Raw genomic sequence first — 2,464 nt, forward strand, 5'->3', positions numbered from 1 at the left:
GGCGGTGTACGCCTGGGCGACCCCGCTGATGGATGGCATCGAAGCCGCCTTCGCCTGGCTTGGCCAGTTCGTCGGCAGCGTGCTGCCGGAAGGGCCGCTGGCCAGCCTGCTCACCGATGGCATCATCGCCGGCGTCGGCGGCGTGGTGGTGTTTCTGCCGCAGATCCTGATCCTGTTCTTCTTCATCCTGGTGCTGGAGGAATCCGGCTACCTGCCGCGCGCGGCGTTCCTGCTCGACCGCATGATGGCCGCCGCCGGGCTGTCCGGCCGCTCGTTCATCCCGCTGCTGTCCAGCTTTGCCTGCGCAGTGCCGGGCATCATGTCCACGCGCAGCATCCAGGACCCACGTGACCGCCTGGCCACGATCCTGGTGGCGCCGCTGATGACCTGTTCCGCACGCCTGCCGGTGTACGCGCTGCTGATCGGTGCGTTCATTCCGCAGAAGACGGTATGGGGCGTGTTCAACCAGCAGGGCCTGGTGCTGTTCGGCCTGTACGCGGCGGGCATCCTCAGTGCGCTGGCGATGTCGTGGATCATGAAGAAGTGGCGTCGCGACAAGAGCGAGCACCCGCTGATGCTGGAGCTGCCGTCGTACCGCCTGCCGCACGTGCGCGACCTGGCCGTGGGCCTGTACGAGCGCGGCATGATCTTCCTCAAGCGCGTCGGCGGCATCATCCTGGCGCTGACCATCCTGCTGTGGGTGCTGCTGTCGTTCCCGGCCGCGCCGGTCGGCGCCACCATGCCCGCGATCGATTACAGCTACGCCGGCCAGATCGGCCATGCGATGGCGGTGTTCTTCGCGCCGCTGGGCTTCAACTGGCAGATCTGCATCGCACTGATCCCGGGCCTGGCCGCGCGCGAAGTGGCAGTATCGTCGCTGGCCACGGTCTACGCGCTGTCCGCGGCCGATGACGATGCCGCCAGCCAGGCGCTGACCCCGCTGATCAGCGACGGCTGGTCGCTGGCCACCGCACTGTCGCTGCTGGTCTGGTACATCTACGCACCGATGTGCATCTCGACGCTGGCCACCATCAAGCGCGAGACCAACTCGTGGAAGCAGATGGGCTTCGCCGCGTTCTACCTGTTCGCAGCGGCCTATGTGGCCGCGCTGATCACCTACCAGGTGACCAAGGCGCTGGGAGGCGGCTGATGGATACCGGCCTGCTGATCCAGTACCTGATCATCGCGGTGGCCGTGCTGGTCAGTGCCTGGGTGGTGTTGAAGAAGCAGTTCCCGGGCACTGTGCGCAAGCTGCGCGGTGTGCTGGCATTGGCCCTGCTGAAGCCGGGCCGTCCCGGCTGGATGCAGGCGCTGGGGCGGAAGATCGCGCCACCAGCTACGGGCGGCGGTGGCGCCTGTGGTGGCTGCGACAGCTGCGGGCCGACGCCGCCGAAGCAGCACTGACGCTGCTTTTCCTGCCCTGGTGGGTGCGAACCCTGGTTCGCACGCTTGCGGGGTTCATCCACGCATGGCGTGGATCTACCGAACGTCGGCCGGGTTCAGACCTCCTTGCGGATGATCGCGCGAAAGCGTCCTTCCTGCTGCATCCGCCGCACCGAGGCGCGGTTTCCGTGGGCTGCGACGAAGCGCAGGACATCGCGAAAGGCATCCAGCAGCAGGCGCTTCATCGCGCTGCGGTCGCCGGCCTCGAGCAGGTCATGGAGATCCTGCTGGGTGAAGGCCCGGCGCAGCCCTGGCGTCTCTTCGATCCGCCAGTCCACATGGGGCGTGGGAATGCTGGTGCGGTATCTGAAGGCCTTCTCGAGGTCGCACGGTTCAAGCGTGTGCTCAAGCAGCTCCGCGAAGTAGAGCCCGGCATTCACATAGAAGCCCCTGCCGTGACTGGCGGCCTGGTGATTTACGACAAGCGAAGCGCCGTCCAGCAACCGGTAGCGGGTGGTCGTTGTTCCGGCAAAGCCTGTTTTCCTTGCACATCTGCTGAAGACTGTCGCGGATTTCATGCGTTCTGCCCGAGCCGGAAGAAGGGCCCACAGCCTTGAGGCGCAGTGATTCCAGATCAATTGGCAAATGCGACACGCGCAGCGAGCGCCCCGGGTGGGTGCGATCCTTCCAGGTGGGTGCGAACCTTGGTTCGCACGCCTTGCCCATGGCCTGAATCTATCGAGCCCGCGCTCCCAGATCTGCTGCCACCGCCAGCCAGCGCTCTCGCTGCGCCGGGGTGCTGCCGCGAACCGCACCGAGGCGGCTGACACGCACCGGGCGGATGCCGCAGAACTCCAGGATGGTGGCGCGGATCTGGGTGATGCCCGGGTCGCGGTAGATCCAGCGGTAGTACCAGGGGGGCGTGTCCAGCGTGGTGATCACCCGTGCACTGCGCCCGGCCAGCAGGCGATCCCACCACACCGAATCACGCCTGTAGCGGAAGGCGTACCCCGGCAGCAGCACGCGATCGAAGAAGCCCTTCAGCAGGGCCGGCATCGCGCCCCACCAGGTGGGGTAGACC

Annotated in this window: 4 protein-coding genes; 2 read left to right on the top strand and 2 right to left on the bottom strand. The window is 66.7% G+C overall.

The genetic code is table 11. The features are described 5' to 3' along the window. Both QRO91_RS22285 and QRO91_RS22290 read left to right on the top strand, forming a co-directional pair. Window positions 1-1,150: ferrous iron transporter B (locus tag QRO91_RS22285; protein ID WP_285310586.1), on the top strand; the 1,150-nt coding region annotated here is incomplete at its 5' end. Then, the gene (locus QRO91_RS22290; RefSeq protein ID WP_049429093.1) at window positions 1,150-1,404 is read left to right on the top strand and encodes a DUF6587 family protein; all 255 of its coding nucleotides are present in this window, start codon (window positions 1,150-1,152) and stop codon (window positions 1,402-1,404) included. The genes QRO91_RS22285 and QRO91_RS22290, both read left to right, overlap by 1 nt. A gap of 95 nt (window positions 1,405-1,499) precedes the next feature. Here the strand turns inward: QRO91_RS22290 and QRO91_RS22295 are convergent, their stop codons facing one another. After that, entirely contained in the window at window positions 1,500-1,961 is a 462-nt protein-coding gene (locus QRO91_RS22295; protein ID WP_049429092.1) for a DUF4304 domain-containing protein, read from the bottom strand. Between the two features lie 157 nt (window positions 1,962-2,118). Next, window positions 2,119-2,464: NAD(P)H-dependent oxidoreductase (locus QRO91_RS22300; protein ID WP_285310587.1), on the bottom strand; the 346-nt coding region annotated here is incomplete at its 5' end.

Source organism: Stenotrophomonas maltophilia group sp. Smal32 (assembly GCF_030237085.1).
Classification (GTDB): Bacteria; Pseudomonadota; Gammaproteobacteria; order Xanthomonadales; family Xanthomonadaceae; genus Stenotrophomonas; species Stenotrophomonas maltophilia_Q.

Excerpts from the sequence above, each read along its gene's own strand:
- QRO91_RS22295 (WP_049429092.1), bottom strand. The coding sequence starts at position 1,961 with ATGAAATCCGCGACAGTCTTCAGCAGATGTGCAAGGAAAACAGGCTTT.
- QRO91_RS22290 (WP_049429093.1), top strand. The coding sequence starts at position 1,150 with ATGGATACCGGCCTGCTGATCCAGTACCTGATCATCGCGGTGGCCGTG.